The sequence below is a fragment of the Thalassorhabdus alkalitolerans genome, assembly GCF_042656525.1.
Taxonomy (GTDB): domain Bacteria; phylum Bacillota; class Bacilli; order Bacillales; family Marinococcaceae; genus Thalassorhabdus; species Thalassorhabdus alkalitolerans.
On sequence record NZ_JBHSOZ010000003.1, the window covers coordinates 263750 to 278373 of the forward strand.

Here is a 14624-nt window from a genome sequence, read left to right on the forward strand (position 1 = left end):
GATGAAAGAAAATTTTTGGCATGAGTTGCCTCGTCCATTTTTTGTATTAGCGCCGATGGAAGCGGTGACGGACGTCGTGTTCCGTCATGTTGTCAGTGAAGCCGCTAGGCCTGACGTGTTTTTTACGGAGTTTACAAACACAGAAAGCTTCTGCCACCCGGATGGGATTGACAGTGTGCGAGGGCGTCTGACGTTCACCGAAGACGAACAGCCAATTGTTGCTCACATTTGGGGAGACAAGCCTGAAAAGTTCCGAGAAATGAGTATCAGAATGGCTGAAATGAACTTTCGTGGCGTAGATATCAATATGGGGTGCCCGGCACAAAATGTTGCGACGAAAGGGAAAGGTTGTGGACTGATCCGGCGCCCAGAGCTGGCAGCAGAAATTATCCAAGCTGCAAAAGCAGGCGGACTCCCCGTCAGTGTAAAGACCCGTCTTGGGTATACGGAAGTTGATGAATGGCACGACTGGCTGAAGCATATCTTGGAGCAGGACATTACCAATCTGTCCATCCACCTCCGCACGAAAAAGGAAATGAGTAATGTTGATGCCCATTGGGAGTTGATTCCCGAGATCAAGCAGCTTCGTGATAAAGTAGCTCCGGATACGTTACTAACGATCAATGGAGATATCCCTGACCGACAAAAGGGATTAGAACTCGTTGAAAAATACGGTGTTGATGGTGTTATGATCGGACGGGGTATCTTCCACAACCCATTTGCCTTTGAAACAGAGAAAAGAGAGCATACTAGTGAAGAACTACTCGATCTCTTGAGGCTGCAGCTCGATCTTCATGATAAATATTCCGAAGAACTCGAACCACGGATTTTCAAACCACTCCGCCGCTTCTTCAAGATTTATGTTCGTGGTTTCAGAGGTGCGAGCGAGTTGAGAAATCGGTTGATGGAGACGAACTCTACCGATGAAGTGCGCGCCATACTTGAGGAATTTAATAAAGAGAAAGATGGAGTGAAAGAGCAGAAAGGATTTTCTGTTTCTTAAATAGACAAAAGAGAGAGGAGAGCTAGTGCTTTCCTCTCTTTTATTATCTTAATACGGGAAGGCAACTTGATTCCACTGCCAATCTAATGTTTCAAAATGACGCGGTAAAATAGGATAAATAATCCAGTTAGGAGTCAACTTCAACTCTCATTTAGTTGTAGAGTGTTCATACTTTAATCTTACATATTGAATTTTAATTCTAAGACCTAATCAATCTCATCACTTTCAGCCGCCTGTATGGCCGAACTTGTATCTTCTTCTGCATAATTTACATAAGTTAAGTCTCCGCTAGACAGTGTTAAAAAGACTCTCTCTCAAAGCATTTTTTTCCCCTAACCACAAATATTCCAAGGTTCATGTGAGAAATTCTTCCATAAAACGAATTGCAATAATTTCCGGAATGTTATTTTAAGTTCTGTGACGATCCATTTAACGTTACTACCACAAAAAGGGAGTATAACTCCATTCCCCCTACTTTTATCAAAGTTAATCTCTTCTTTATTTCCTTCTTATTGCTTGAATTTGATCTTGTTTAGCACATTGAGGAGATTCAAAAAAAGCTTTAGGATAGGTTGAGAATGCCTGTGGTAACAGTTTCTAAGGTGCAAACAATGTATGTTTTGGAGGGGACTGCATGACTTATTGCTAATCCAGCTCACCATTCATGCCCTTTCGGCATGTAATTAATCTAATTTGAATATTGTTCCCTTATCTTTTTAAACATAAGATTATAAATAGGTTGTTAAATTTTCTTACGATTAATATATGGGATGACATAATTACACGTCAGAAAATCTCACTAAAATATTTATGTGTTCAAAGGGGCGTTACGATTGACTACTTTTCAAGCAGTAAAACAAGATGAGTTAGAAATCACAAAGCAGTATGTAGATGATGTTTTTGAAATAATGAGAAGACGAAATCCAAATGAGCAAGAATTTCACCAGGCCGTGAAGGAAATTTTTGACTCGCTCGTTCCTTTTTTAGCAGAGAATCCTGTCTACCGGAAAAACAATGTACTCGAGCGTATGATTGAACCCGAAAGAATGATTACTTTTAGTGTTCCATGGATGGATGATGAAGGTAACGTAAAGGTTAATCGTGGATTTCGCGTCCAGTTTAACAGTGCGCTTGGACCGTATAAAGGCGGACTCCGCTTCCACCCTTCCGTCTCTGCAAGTATTATTAAATTTCTGGGGTTTGAGCAAATCTTTAAGAACTCCCTGACTGGCCAGCCCATTGGAGGAGGAAAAGGTGGATCGGATTTTGATCCTAAGGGAAAATCCGATACAGAAATCATGCGATTTACTCAAAGCTTCATGACTGAATTATCAAAGCATATTGGACCAGATACCGATGTTCCTGCCGGAGATATTGGTGTAGGTGCTCGTGAAATCGGCTATATGTTTGGTCAGTATAAGAAGCTTCGTGGTGCATACGAGGCAGGTGTCCTAACTGGAAAAGGCTTTGAGTACGGAGGAAGCTTAGCTAGAAAAGAGGCAACAGGGTACGGGACGGTTTACTTTGTAGATGAAATGCTAAAAGATAAAGGACTTTCTCTAAAAGACAAAACCGTAGTTGTATCCGGATCAGGAAATGTTTCTATTTATGCAATGGAAAAAGCTCAAGAATTAGGAGCAAAAGTAGTCGCGTGCAGTGATTCAAGCGGTTATATTTATGACAAAAACGGCATAAACCTTGATCTCGTTAAAAGACTGAAAGAACAAGAAAGCAAAAGAATCAATGAATACTTGAACGAAAACCCTCAAGCTGAATTTTATGAAGGCTGTAACGGTGTTTGGACGATCCCATGTGATATTGCTTTGCCATGTGCCACTCAAAATGAAATAGATGATACCTCTGCTAAAATTCTGGTTAGTAACGGGGTAATTGCCGTCGGTGAAGGAGCAAATATGCCGTCTACCCTTGAAGCGGTTGATGTATTTCTAAATAATAATGTATTATTTGGCCCAGCAAAAGCAGTTAATGCCGGAGGAGTAGCCGTTTCTGCATTAGAGATGGCTCAAAACAGCGGCCGTATTTCCTGGACATTTGAAGAAGTAGACGCTAAATTGAAAGAGATTATGAAAGATATCTACAGTACTTCAATGGAAGCTTCTGAAAAATATGGTGACGCCGGCAACCTGGTTGTTGGAGCAAACATAGCAGGGTTTAAAAAAGTTGCTGATGCTATGATTACTCAAGGAGTCATATAAAAAAGACACATACATTCTGCTCACTGAGTAGGATGTATGTGTCTTTTTAAGTTGGTAGGAAAGAACGGTTCAAACAATCTATTTATGCTCCAGTATGGTGAGAGATATGATGGTCTTTTAGTTTTACTGCATGTTTTCCATGGATAACATAATAGGCAAATGCACAAACAATAACAATGATGGATAAAGAGAAATACAAATTTTGGTATCCGATAAGTGGAATAAAAAAGCCAAGAATAAACGGTCCAATTCCTATTCCTATATCATTAAAGATAAAGTAAGTGGAAGCTGCAAGGCCCGCTCGATGCGGCGGGGCTTTTTTAACTGCGATCGCTTGAATAGAAGATTGAAGGTTTCCATATCCAAGTCCCGCTAATATACTGGCTAGTATTAAAGTGAAACCTATGTTTGCTTGACCGAGAACAATAAAGCCAGCCGCAAAAAGAATAAACGCTGGATACATTACAATATTTTCTCCTTTTGTATCAAGTATTCTGCCAGTGATTGGTCTGGAAATGAAGATGCAGACAGAATAGATAATAAAAAAGAAGCTCGCAACATATGTTAAATTAATTTCCATTGAATAAGAAGCAAGGAACGTGATAATACCAGAGAAGCATAAAGCTAAAACAGTCATTAGTAAGGACATAGATATTGCTTTTTTTTCAAAGAACTGACTAAAATGAAACCCTTTTAATTCTTCGAGTTGTTCTTTTTTGATCACTACTTTAGGTAATGTGGTAAACAAGGTTAACAAAATACCAATCCCCGTCAAAATCGTACAAGTGATAAAAATCATGTTAATACTTGCTAACTGAATCATTAGAAGGCCCAGAAAAGGTCCAATAGCTGTTGCTAAAATAAAACTTAACGTATAATAACTAATTCCCTCCCCTTGGCGTTTAACAGGGATAATATCGATTACCGCGATTTGCATCACGGTCAGCACGATGCCAACGAGTGCCCCATGCAGAAAGCGAATGAATAGTAAAAGATTTAAGTGCCCCGCGAGAAAGTAAAGGAGTGTACAAAAAAAGGCTAAAATTAATGCGATAAAAAGCAGCTTTTTCCTGCCGATGATATCAATGTATTTTCCTGTCAGGATACGAAAAATAAGAACACCAATAACAAAAACACTTGCGGCAAGTCCAGCTATTCCTTCAGTGGCATTAAAACCCTCCATTGCGTACCCAGCTATAGTTGTTATCGTTAAAAAATAAGTGAGTGCAATGAAAAAAGTGATCAATGACATGAGGATAAAATCTTTACTCCATAACTTTGGATTTGATGTTTCCATGTGTATAACCTCTTAACTTTAAACATTAAATTGATAAAAAAATTTTATTTTAACGAGTTTATTAATTGCTTGTTAGATAAAAAGACTCCGATTCTTCTTCCCACTTAATGGTTACTTCTAATTCATCATTCTTGTTAGTAATAGTACAACCACTACAACTATTATTAGTATGCTCTACATAAGCATTTTCGTTTAAGGCAGCACCAGTTACTTCTAAACTATCAATTTTGTAATTAATAGTATCGGGAGGAGCATTAGAACCAATACATCTTATTATGTAATCAATATCTTCCTGATTTTCTTCCTGAATGTGAGCAGTGTATTTAACATCCCAGTTATTCCCTTCCCCTACAAACTCTACCGACCTTTGGTCACTGCATCCTATTAAAAGACCATTAATTGCTATGAAAGAAACAATTAAGTATGTCACCTTCAAAGTAAGTCCTCCTAATTTGATATGACAAGTATTATTATGTTACAGGTAGTGGTAATAAAGAAAACCCTAGGCAATCACTAGGGTTCTCTAAATTTTAGCACAAATTTCTGAGAATTAATTTTTCTTCCCCCCTAAGAATTAGTTGTGGGAGAAAGAGATCTTGAATGTCCGTTTGCAAAAACACGACTAGTCGGTTGTACAGTTCGATTTGATAATAAATTCTTATTACCCCAGACTACTTCTCCCCTGGGATTGGCCATAGCATAAGAACACAACAAAAAGGGGTATTGGAGGAGAAAGCATGAGTTTCGAAAGAAAGAAACAAAGAGGCACTCCTATTAGGTGAGGTGTGTTAATAGCTTTTCTCGTTTTTTCATTCCCGTTTCGTTACATTTTCTCTGTACCTTTATAAGTTGCATTCATAGCTAATATTTTTATAGCTGTGATAGGCGTTATGATAGGGATGATATTGATCAACAGAAGAAAAGAAAAATAGTTAAAATAGGACGGAGCCTCCATTAAGCTAATACGTTCGGTTCATAAAGAGAAAATACAAGTGCACACAAACAAAGAGGGGGATACCCTCCCCTCTCTTTTGCATGTCCTTCCTTATCTTTCAGAATTCTGGAATCTTAATAAGGAATGACCATCATCTGCATTTTAATTATCTTGATTCCAAGATAATTAAGCTGATTTCGCTACCGAGCTTTCGTCCTCTTTCCCTCTAAATAGGACTTTGTTTAAAGACAATAATTTACTTCCATTTAAGAAAAGATGAACCGCAATAATAAGTAATACAAGGTCATAAGCATATCCACCCAAAAAGCCGGCTGGCAGTTGAACGGTCACAATGGCTCCTATCATGATAAGACCTAATAAAAGAGACGCGATTCGAGTGCCAAAGCCTAGAATTAAAGCAATTCCTCCAACAAGCTCCACGAGAGCGACCACGTACGCTAAAAATCCTGGAATGCCAATGCTATCAAACCAACCAGCTGTATTTTCAATCCCACCTTGAAATTTATCAAGACCATGGGCTAAAAAAACAATTCCTAACGTTACTCGTAGCAGTAGACTCCCAATTTCATGTTTATTTGACATTGCTTTTCTCCTTTTTTTTAAATATTTTTTACATATCTCTATTTCGAATAGTATCATTTTAAATATCTTTATTTCAAGATATTTAACTTTGTTTTTGTAAGTTTCTTTAAAAAAGTAACTATTTACTACTCCTCTTTTCTAAAAAATGAAAGTTTCCTGTTTTATTAACCCACCGAAATACCCACACATAGGATATCTTACTTTTCTTGTATATCCTACTAGAGCTGTAATAGGATGGAGGTATATCCATTCCTTTTTTACTTGATTATGTCACCTCCTTTGGGATCAAATGTAATATTCAAATATCACGAATTAAAGATAGTAACATAAAAATCTATCCACTCCTCTCCAGACAAGTAAAATAAACTCACTTTTTATCACCAAATTGCCAAACACTATGGCTAAGGTTTCCGTACCGGTAGCTTCGATGCAATAATGTTGCACTCTGTTCATCGTCTGCTGCACCCATGGCATAAAATAATGGAATAAAGTGTTCCCTGCCATAAGGCGGTACGGCAAGTTCAGCATTTGGAGCTAATGAATGATAGTTGAAAAGAGTCTCTACCTCCCAGGTCGTTATTTGATGTTCTAACCATGTATCAAATTCGCACGCCCATTGATCTATTGTTCCATCATCACTCCCCATTCTTACTGCTCCTAAATTATGAACCAATCCCCCACTTGCAACGATCAAAACATCCTGTTTCCTTAAATCTAATAGAGACTTTCCGATTTCATACTGTTCCATAGGTGTAAGGTTTGTGTCTACAGACATTGAAATCACCGGGATATCGGCATTTGGATACATTAATTTAAGAATGACCCAAGCTCCATGATCCAACCCACGTTTTGTATCTAGCTCATAAGGAATATTCCGTGACAAAAAGCACTTTTCTATTTCCTTTGTAATGGAATGATCTCCTCTAGCCGGATACTTGATCCGATACAGCTCCTCTGGAAAACCACCGAAATCATAAATGGTTTCAAATTCATCTACCTTGCTTACTTTTTGAGTACGTGATTCCCAGTGTGCTGAAAACACCACTATAGCTTTTGCCTTGGGGTATTTTCTTCCTATTTGCTCTAAAAATTGGGTGTAATCATTATCCTCAATGGCTAAAATAGGCGCTCCGTGTGCAACAAATAATGATGGTAGCATGTTCTATTCCTCCTCACTAATGGTGATTTACTTTATTCTCAGCTCTTCTCGAAGAAAATAATCTTAAGAAAAATGCATAAACAGCAAGACGCAGAACTATTTGTTTCTTATTATGAATAATTGTTATTTATAAGATAACAATCAAACCAGTAGATTGTCTATAGATTTGTTTGTTATTATGTAAATAAGTTTTTTATAAGTAAACATTAGAGGTGATTAAGCTGGAAATTGGAACTAAAATTCGTGCAATCCGTAATAGAAAAAAAATGACCATCGCTCAAATGAGCGATGGAACCGGCCTTTCAAAAGGATTCATTAGTAATGTTGAAAACAATAATACCTCCCCTTCAATTAGTACATTAAGTATGATTGCCACCTATCTTGGGGTGCCTATGCCTTACCTCCTATTAGAGAAAGAACAGCACATGCGTGTAGTTCGCAAAAATTCAAGAACCAAATCAACTTTTAATGGATTAAACGTTGAGCATTTATCCTCAAAAGGAGGCCTTAAAATGTTGATTGTTGAACTACCACCAGAAGCGACAATAGGAGAACCTCATGCCCATGAAGGAGAAGAATGCCATTTTGTATTAGAAGGAAAAATTCTCGCTGAACAAGGGGAAGATACTGTCATTGCAGAAGCGGGAGATTCATTCAGTTGGAATGCAAGTGTTCCCCACTTTGTAAAAAATGTTGGAGAGGAAAAAGCCGTGGTGTTAATCTCCATATATTCAGATGCAGATTTACTGGATATGTTGTAGGAACCTTTTAGAGTGATGAGGGTCGTGCCTTCCATGCACTTATCTGCTGATTGTTAAGCTTTTGATATCTTCTGCCGAAAGTCATTACCAGGAATTAACTTTGCTTACTGAAAGCGCATTCAAGTTTAATAAGGGTATGAATGTTTCTTCATACCCTTATTATTCGCTTTCACAGTATGGCTTCAAAGATTTTTGAAGTGTTTATGTGAGGATTCATCACCTAACTTCCTTACACCCTTTTGCATACCTAAGTTCTAAGCTTTTTTGATTGTAAAAGGCTGCTTCGTAAGTGAAACCTTCCCTATTATCTTTAACCAAGCAACCACCTCCACAAATGAGCATATGAATATAAAAAATGTTTCTAGGGGGACCAAAAGTGGTGAGAGCATGACAAAGAACAACTCAGCTGATATTGATAAGCTCGTTGAGACATTAAATAATATGTTTGAAGGCCTGTCCTCTGATCAGTCTAAAAATCCCTTCGAAGTGAGTTTTAGTGCAAGGCTCGGTCTGCTTGCTGCCATTATTACAACACTTGGAGATGCTTTATCTATAGTCGCAGCAAAAGCAGCCATCGAAGAAGAAATAAAAAGCAACATTGAAGCACAAAAGGACGATAAAGAACAGGAGGAAAAGTTTAATAATATGCAAACTCAAATCGACAAGATTCAAGAACAACTAGCTACAATGCAACATGATACTGAAAATTTAAAAAGGGGAAGCGATTGGAAAAGGTAAATAAATAGTTCAGAAGTAGTATCTTTCATTTACAGAAGAGTAGACACGAGGAGACTCAGAACAGAGAAAATTCATAGCTCTAACAGGTAATTTCTCGGAGACAATGAAGAGGTGATAGAACAGCTTAAGGCTTCTCTATCACTTCTCTACAGCCAACGCCAATGATTTGTTCAACACTACACAGCTGCAAAAAAATTTTAGTTACAAAATTACTGGAACTTCAATCGGGATACATATGTTGTAATTATCAGTTATTTCTAGTACAATTCACACAGGTACAAATTGGTAAAATATTGAATTAGGGGGAATTATATGAAATATGAATTATTTATGCCAGTACATAAAGGACTTCGTTTTGCGTTAACTAATCTATTGAACCAGGCAAATCAATTAAACTTCGAGAATAATGAAAGACTAGCAGCTTTTTCAAAAAACTTTCTCACACTATCTGCTGTTTTACACTCCCATGCAGAACATGAGGATGAGCACGTAGAACCCGCTGTCATTAAATATGCTCCAGAAGTAGCAAGAAAAATGGATCAAGAACACAAAGCAACAAATGCACTTTTAATTGAATTAGAGAATTTGGTGAAAGAAATAAACGAAAGTCCTACCAAAAAAAGACGAGAATTAGGTGTTGAATTTGTTTATGCTTATAATAAATTCCTGGCAGCTTATTTAAATCATTTGCAAACGGAAGAAGTCGATGTGATGGATGTTCTTTGGCATAAATTAAGTACAGAGGAATTGGAAGAAATCACTGTAGCAATACGTTCTGCTATCCCACCTGAAATTTTAATGGATTACTTCCGTTATATGATTCCGGGTCAAAATATTTTCGAACGAGTTGAAATGCTTACAGGGATGAAAAAATTTGCACCAGAAGAATTATACAAGGAAGCTTGTGATTTAGCTGAATCTGTTTTGCCGGATGAAGATTGGAACGAATTAAAAAAAGAACTAGATGCCGCTTAAATTAATTATAAGCACCATCATAACCAACATGACAAGTGTGATCAGCGGGTGCCCATTTTAATGAAGTTGTTAGCGGGTGAGGTAACCACGTATTTCTCATGCTCATGAGCTGCCGGCTCTCTCCCCCACAAATTTAAAAAATATACCTGTGTTACATCCAAGGTGAAAATGTCCATGTTGGTCACTACCTTTATTAAAGTCTGGCATCTGGCTTTCTACCATCTGATCTTAAGTACCTTGTCTATTTGTAATGTGCTATATAGTTGTAGTAAAAAGGTCTTTTCCAAAGTAAAAATTTAGCTTAAATAAAGGTATGAAGAAACGTTTATTTCTTCATACCTTTCATAATTCATTCAATAGGTAATTTCTCTTTGGAGATGCCAAGATATTCAGGTTCTGTTTCGTGACATTTGATCCTGAGAAAATTAATCCTAAATGCTCCCACCTGTAGTATTTTTTCATAAATGAAAGTAGTATTATATGTATTCAAGATAGTCAAGTAGACATCCAAAACCCACCTTCTTATCCCATTGTTGCACGCTTATTAAATTTGAGTTAGTTTATTTTATTCTGGAGGTGAATGGATTAAATGACTAGCTCTTCCCCGAAGTTAATTTGGTTGTTTTCTTTCTTAAAGTCACAAAATTTCCTATCACTCCAATTAACCCAGTAATGGCAAACAGATAAGCAACCACCAAAGGTATTGAAACAAGTGATTCAGTAAGTATTCTAAACATCCCAACTACAAAAATAAGGAAACTGCCTATAAGCGTAATAGTGGTTCGAGTGTTACTATTCAATTTCAGACCACCCTCCCAAAAAATAATCTCGAAATGTTAACCTGCACCACCTCCCATGTTTACATATTTTAAAATAGGCTGTTTGTTCGTTCAAGGCTGAAATAATCTCTCGTTTAAATAAACTAACCCAGCCAATTCTCTTCTTCAGTCAAAACGCCTTCATAGATTATTAGAAGGCCCGTGAGAAAAAGGTCTCAGTCGTCACTTTTTTTGCACGTCTTAAGCCTTGAGGATACGGTGTGATGATCTATTTTGCAGACGCATTCTCTTTCAAATATATATTAAGCCGTGTCACAAACAGATATGGAGCTGTAAATGCCAGGACAGCAATGGCTATCGGCAGTCCAAACAGTTCCAAAGTCCCACCGGTCATAACCCAGTAAATTACCTCTCCCCAAAACATTTCACGCCCAACCGGGAAAATAACACTGAGCGCGATTATCCCACTTAAAATCATGAACGGTATACCTCCGTACCTGTAGTACACAATAGAAAATGCAAAACTTACACCGAGAGCCATAAGACTAACAACAAAATCAAACAGGACTACTGAGAAAATCATTTCTTCCACAGGCAGCCACTCAAGTATGTGCAGAATCTTCATGCCGTTGGTGAGTGATCCCGTTAGCATTCCCATGGAATAATAGACAACCATGTGAATTATCGTTCCGACTGCAGCAAGGATAATTGCGCTAATGACTACCCCAGTGTAAAGCTGGTGACGCGTACTTCCCATGGTGGAACCATACGTAATCCCAAGTTTGAACAATTGGGCCCCAATCACGAAAAAATAAATATACATAGCTACATTTGTTACAAAAATGACTTCTTCCGGGTCGTACCAAACAGAAAAGGTAATACCGAGTCCTACAAACCCGAGGAGAATACTCCAAAACCAGACAAACGACTTGCTCATTTCAAACCAGATGATCCGCCAGATACCCCACTGTTCCTTCATGACCAAACCTCCTCATTTTTCCGATCTGTTTTTCTGAGCAGGTATTCCTGCAGACTCGGCGTTTCAGTTACTATCTCCTGCTTCTGTGCCAGTGCCCACGCATCGCTGTTCTTTTCCAACAGGACTGAAGCGGTACTGCCCAGTGTCTTGACTTCAAGAGCGTCCGAATGATGAATTACCTCTTCAAGCTTCTGCTTCTGGCCGGTCACATACACCGCCTCCTCTCGGATCAACTCGATCGGTTGATGGAGCACAAGCTCACCATCATGAAGTACTACCATTTCCTCAATATACGACTGTAATTCCTGAATAAAATGGGTTGATAGTATCACAGTCCGCTCGCCCTCCTCTAACTCCTCGATCAGGAGGTTGTAGAAAATTTCCCGCACCGCCGCATCCAGACCATTCGTTGGTTCATCGAATATCGTAAACGGCGCCTTACTCGCCAACCCAATGGTGAGAGCAACTGCCGTCCTCATTCCCTTGGATAGAGCCTTTACCCTTTTCGCTGGATCCAGAGCAAATGCCTCAAGAGTTTCCTGAGCAAGTTCGTCATCCCATTTCGGATAAAAGTAAGAAGCCACTTTCATTACGTCACGGATTCTCCACGCCGGATTAAGAGGATGGTTTTCCTGAATAAAGCAGATTTTTTCTAGTGTTCGCCGGTTTTCAAACGGCCCCTCGCCAAACACCAGCACGGTACCTTTTTTCGGTTTAAGAAGCCCGGTCATGATCTTCATGAGTGTTGTCTTTCCTGCTCCATTACGCCCCCACAGTCCATAGACTTTTCCTTTTTCAAGTGAGAGAAAGAGATCTTTGATTCCTTTTTTATCCTTGCCATGGTAAAAAGACAGGTCTCTGATTTCCACTACCGGTTTAGTCATTCCTTCTCCACTCCTTTATTCAACATCTCCGATATTTCCTCAGGCTCCATGCCAATCCGTCTCGCTTCTTTAATGAGAGGTCTTACGAAATCATCGTAAAATTTCTCTTTTCTCAGGCTCATCAGTTTTCTTCTTGCCCCCTCTGCCACAAACATGCCAATCCCCCTCTGTTTAAATATAAGACCGTCGTCCACTAGCGCCTGAATTCCTTTCCGGGCCGTTGCTGGATTTATGCTGTAGAACTTCGCCAGCTCATTTGTGGAGGGAATTACATCTCCTTCAGCAAGCTTCCCCTCCAAAATATCCTCTTCCACCCATTCTTTAATCTGCTGAAAGATCGGACGGTTTTCATCGAGCTTTTTTTTCATTGCCTCACCAACTTCTTTTTCAAATTCAGTATACCCTTAGTCATTCAGTTAGTCACTTGAGTGATTAACCATAATACTACACATCCATTTGAGATCAGTCAATTGTTTTTTTAAAAAGAAATTTCTTTTTTAAACATGCACGTAATTTCCCATTTCCTTGGTACGTAAAGGTACTGATATTTTGAGAATGGAACTTCCTTGGCTGAGGCTAAACAACCTATTATCCCTCTCAATAAGAAAAACCTAGCTAAGGAAACACCCAAGCCAGGTTTCTTAATAGATTATTACTTACCTTATTACCAACAGATTACAATTAAAAACTACCGTGCCACTGGGGGCTGGATCGCAAGACGTTTCCCGTCAATGATGTTTCTACACGTTCTACTCTTTGTTCTCGCGGCTCTCCTTTTGGTCACTTTTTGGCTACTATGGTTCTATTTTAAAGGGCTAAACTGTTTTACTTTTTTCTAGGATATTTTAATCCTTCCTTCCATTGACCACTTACCTAATCCTTGTTCGAAGTGATCCTTTTCTACCAAGTCAAATCTCACGTCTAATAAGAGAGCTTTATTCGGTAAAACGTAGGAAGAATTATAGTTAACTATGAGTTGAATCTAACCACTATAACAACCTTCCCCCCTCGATACTTAAAGCCAGAAGGTGTTTGCAGCAAATTAAAACAGGAAAGCGAAGAGCTGATAAATGCTCTACACTTTCCTGTTTTGTGGCTAGGAATAAAAGTACGTTTTAGCATATTGAGTTCTTTTTATTTACTCCTTTACTCCATACCGAATTTCCTTTCGTGAATGGTCAAACATAGAAAACAGCAAAAAGGAATTAGTTTGTTTTAAATTGTTGCTACTTTTCTACACTTAAACTTTCTTTAGCCATCTGCTCATACTCTTTTGAACCAGAGGATTCGGCAAACTCAGCCAGATCGATTGCTGAAGCTGCCTCGTACTCAATGATATGGTCTTTCATGAGCGGCCATGTGATTCCACCTGCTTTTTCATAAGCCGTTATGATTTGTTGTAACGCTTGTTCTCCGTGCGTCATGTAAGGGCCGACAAAATCTTTGGACACATCTGTAATTGCCGCTTCTGTCCAATCAATCAACCCAGTCACTTCTGCTTGCTCATTGATCAAAGTATGACCAGCATGTACATCACCATGAAGAAGCCCGGTTTGCTGGGGCCAAATCTTATCATTGTCCACCCATGCCTGCCACCTTTTCCATAAATCCTTGCCAACACCATATTTTTCTTTCACATTTATCATTCGTTTTTTCATGGCATCCCTCGCTTCATCCACAGATTGTACCTTCAACCCCTGGACGTGGATGGACTCTGTTGGAACCTGGTGGAGTTCAGCTAACACCTTCCCAAGTGAGTTGATGTAGTTTTCCGGAACATTGTGTTCATCGAATTCCCACACATAGTTTTGTATTTCCGGATCAACTGTCCCTGCTGGGATACCTGATAATTGTTTATATGCAATCATTGCATCCGTATACACAGTCCATACAGGCACTTCAAAGGCAACAGTGCGGCTCACAAGATCCAGCACTTGTTTTTCCACTTCTGTTTTTGCCATTGAATCATCTCTTCTTGGTAATCTGAGTATCCATCGGTCACCTTTCTGGTCAGTTGCATGAACGACTTGAAAGTCCAGGCCGGACTCGTTGATTTTAACGGAATCTTCTTCAATGATAATTCCGTTTCTCTTTGCACTCTCTGTAATTTCTTTTATTTTATTCATTATGAACACCTCTGCCTTCTATTTTTAACTGTTGCTCTTCAATACCGTAAACCACATCAGAGACACGCTCAACAAACATCCGGTCTTCCGGCTCATCAAAGTAATGCACTGATAAATAAGCAATATCCACGATCCCCTTATCTAAATACGATACCTCAATTTTTAATCAT

15 protein-coding genes are annotated in these 14624 nt (G+C 38.7%); 5 read left to right on the plus strand and 10 right to left on the minus strand.

The annotated features are described in order from the left end of the window. The first annotated feature begins 1 nt into the window (after position 1). Positions 2 to 1003 carry a tRNA dihydrouridine synthase gene (locus tag ACFPU1_RS03930; protein ID WP_385940447.1) on the plus strand — a complete coding sequence of 334 codons (1002 nt, stop codon included), beginning with the start codon at positions 2 to 4 and terminating at the stop codon, positions 1001 to 1003. Positions 1004 to 1836: 833 nt separating this feature from the next. Further along, on the plus strand, positions 1837 to 3219 hold the full coding sequence (gdhA, locus tag ACFPU1_RS03935; RefSeq protein ID WP_385938880.1) for an NADP-specific glutamate dehydrogenase: 1383 nt from the start codon (positions 1837 to 1839) through the stop codon (positions 3217 to 3219). Between the two features lie 82 nt (positions 3220 to 3301). On the opposite strand, the gene ACFPU1_RS03940 is transcribed toward gdhA, so the two are convergent. The 4 genes from ACFPU1_RS03940 to ACFPU1_RS03955 all read right to left on the minus strand — a co-directional run bounded on the left by ACFPU1_RS03940 (position 3302) and on the right by ACFPU1_RS03955 (position 7212). Next, positions 3302 to 4516: an MFS transporter gene (locus tag ACFPU1_RS03940; RefSeq protein WP_385938883.1), complete on the minus strand. Its 1215-nt coding sequence runs from the start codon at positions 4514 to 4516 to the stop codon at positions 3302 to 3304. Between the two features lie 61 nt (positions 4517 to 4577). Continuing rightward, positions 4578 to 4952: a hypothetical protein gene (locus ACFPU1_RS03945; RefSeq protein ID WP_385938886.1), complete on the minus strand. Its 375-nt coding sequence runs from the start codon at positions 4950 to 4952 to the stop codon at positions 4578 to 4580. Between the two features lie 684 nt (positions 4953 to 5636). Further along, positions 5637 to 6053 (minus strand): DoxX family protein, encoded by a 417-nt coding sequence (locus tag ACFPU1_RS03950; protein ID WP_385938889.1) that lies wholly within the window; start codon positions 6051 to 6053, stop codon positions 5637 to 5639. A 367-nt stretch (positions 6054 to 6420) separates the two neighbouring features. Continuing rightward, on the minus strand, positions 6421 to 7212 hold the full coding sequence (locus tag ACFPU1_RS03955) for a DODA-type extradiol aromatic ring-opening family dioxygenase (protein WP_385938892.1): 792 nt from the start codon (positions 7210 to 7212) through the stop codon (positions 6421 to 6423). A gap of 221 nt (positions 7213 to 7433) precedes the next feature. On the opposite strand from ACFPU1_RS03955, the gene ACFPU1_RS03960 reads away from it, so the two are divergent. From ACFPU1_RS03960 to ACFPU1_RS03970, 3 genes are all read left to right on the plus strand, one after another. Further along, entirely contained in the window at positions 7434 to 7973 is a 540-nt protein-coding gene (locus ACFPU1_RS03960; RefSeq protein ID WP_385940449.1) for a helix-turn-helix domain-containing protein, read from the plus strand. Between the two features lie 387 nt (positions 7974 to 8360). After that, a complete protein-coding gene (locus tag ACFPU1_RS03965) occupies positions 8361 to 8711 on the plus strand; it encodes a hypothetical protein (protein ID WP_385938895.1) in 351 nt (116 codons plus the stop codon). Positions 8712 to 9023: 312 nt separating this feature from the next. Further along, positions 9024 to 9686 carry a hemerythrin domain-containing protein gene (locus ACFPU1_RS03970; RefSeq protein WP_385938898.1) on the plus strand — a complete coding sequence of 221 codons (663 nt, stop codon included), beginning with the start codon at positions 9024 to 9026 and terminating at the stop codon, positions 9684 to 9686. Positions 9687 to 10279: 593 nt separating this feature from the next. Here ACFPU1_RS03970 and ACFPU1_RS03975 read toward each other — a convergent pair. The 6 genes from ACFPU1_RS03975 to ACFPU1_RS04000 form a co-directional block, all read right to left on the minus strand. Next, positions 10280 to 10486 (minus strand): hypothetical protein, encoded by a 207-nt coding sequence (locus ACFPU1_RS03975; protein WP_385938900.1) that lies wholly within the window; start codon positions 10484 to 10486, stop codon positions 10280 to 10282. A gap of 247 nt (positions 10487 to 10733) precedes the next feature. After that, positions 10734 to 11444: a hypothetical protein gene (locus tag ACFPU1_RS03980; RefSeq protein ID WP_054637461.1), complete on the minus strand. Its 711-nt coding sequence runs from the start codon at positions 11442 to 11444 to the stop codon at positions 10734 to 10736. Then, positions 11441 to 12328 (minus strand): ATP-binding cassette domain-containing protein, encoded by an 888-nt coding sequence (locus ACFPU1_RS03985; protein WP_385938902.1) that lies wholly within the window; start codon positions 12326 to 12328, stop codon positions 11441 to 11443. The genes ACFPU1_RS03980 and ACFPU1_RS03985 overlap by 4 nt, the downstream gene beginning before the upstream one ends. Continuing rightward, the gene (locus ACFPU1_RS03990; protein ID WP_385938904.1) at positions 12325 to 12696 is read right to left on the minus strand and encodes a GntR family transcriptional regulator; all 372 of its coding nucleotides are present in this window, start codon (positions 12694 to 12696) and stop codon (positions 12325 to 12327) included. The genes ACFPU1_RS03985 and ACFPU1_RS03990 overlap by 4 nt, the downstream gene beginning before the upstream one ends. Before the next feature lie 858 nt (positions 12697 to 13554). Beyond that, on the minus strand, positions 13555 to 14454 hold the full coding sequence (locus ACFPU1_RS03995) for a macrolide 2'-phosphotransferase (protein ID WP_385938906.1): 900 nt from the start codon (positions 14452 to 14454) through the stop codon (positions 13555 to 13557). After that, on the minus strand, positions 14447 to 14584 hold the full coding sequence (locus ACFPU1_RS04000; protein ID WP_385938908.1) for a hypothetical protein: 138 nt from the start codon (positions 14582 to 14584) through the stop codon (positions 14447 to 14449). The genes ACFPU1_RS03995 and ACFPU1_RS04000 overlap by 8 nt, the downstream gene beginning before the upstream one ends. Between the last annotated feature and the right edge of the window lie 40 nt (positions 14585 to 14624).

Coding starts and splice junctions, on each gene's coding strand:
- ACFPU1_RS03970 (WP_385938898.1), top strand. CDS start 9,024: ATGAAATATGAATTATTTATGCCAGTACATAAAGGACTTCGTTTTGCG.
- ACFPU1_RS03985 (WP_385938902.1), bottom strand. CDS start 12,328: ATGACTAAACCGGTAGTGGAAATCAGAGACCTGTCTTTTTACCATGGC.
- ACFPU1_RS03995 (WP_385938906.1), bottom strand. CDS start 14,454: ATGAATAAAATAAAAGAAATTACAGAGAGTGCAAAGAGAAACGGAATT.
- ACFPU1_RS03940 (WP_385938883.1), bottom strand. CDS start 4,516: ATGGAAACATCAAATCCAAAGTTATGGAGTAAAGATTTTATCCTCATG.
- ACFPU1_RS03930 (WP_385940447.1), top strand. CDS start 2: ATGAAAGAAAATTTTTGGCATGAGTTGCCTCGTCCATTTTTTGTATTA.
- ACFPU1_RS03950 (WP_385938889.1), bottom strand. CDS start 6,053: ATGTCAAATAAACATGAAATTGGGAGTCTACTGCTACGAGTAACGTTA.
- ACFPU1_RS03965 (WP_385938895.1), top strand. CDS start 8,361: ATGACAAAGAACAACTCAGCTGATATTGATAAGCTCGTTGAGACATTA.
- ACFPU1_RS03955 (WP_385938892.1), bottom strand. CDS start 7,212: ATGCTACCATCATTATTTGTTGCACACGGAGCGCCTATTTTAGCCATT.
- ACFPU1_RS03980 (WP_054637461.1), bottom strand. CDS start 11,444: ATGAAGGAACAGTGGGGTATCTGGCGGATCATCTGGTTTGAAATGAGC.
- ACFPU1_RS03990 (WP_385938904.1), bottom strand. CDS start 12,696: ATGAAAAAAAAGCTCGATGAAAACCGTCCGATCTTTCAGCAGATTAAA.